The 474-nt window shown below is 56.3% G+C and carries 1 protein-coding gene; it reads right to left on the bottom strand.

Annotation, left to right across the window (positions count from 1 at the left end):
- Positions 1-474 (bottom strand): DUF1254 domain-containing protein (locus AF337_RS04585; protein WP_152970903.1); only part of this gene is annotated, 474 nt, incomplete at both ends.

Below are 474 nucleotides of genomic sequence, written 5' to 3' on the forward strand. Positions count from 1 at the left end.
GCATCGGTCAGTATCTTCTTCATGCGGTCGTCCGGCTTGAATTCCTTACCCTTCACAATGCCAATCGCTGCCAACTGCCCTGCAAGCTCGGGATTGTAGGAGGTGGCGGGTTCGTCCTGAATATTGGCGTCGATCATCTCGAAGAACGAGTCGTCGGTCGGCGGGATGGTGTTGAACGATTTTCCGCTCGCTTCGACGAATTTCGTCTCCGGAATTGCCGGACCCACTTCCAGTTTGACATCGCCCTGGAGCGCGGTCGCGATGCTCGTGCCAACGCCTCCTGGGGTGTAAGGGTATATCTTGAGCGATTTCTTGATCAACTCGGCAGTGGGCTTCGGGTCGTTGTCGGTCAGAAAGGACCGCGCCGCATACAGAACGCGGTTTGTCTTCGACCGCGCTACAAAAAAACCACCCTCGGGAAGTGGACCATCATAGGCTGGCGGTACGACCAGATATCGTACCGCCAGCCTATGA

The organism is Rhizobium ecuadorense, assembly GCF_001187535.1.
Taxonomy (GTDB): Bacteria; Pseudomonadota; Alphaproteobacteria; order Rhizobiales; family Rhizobiaceae; genus Rhizobium; species Rhizobium ecuadorense.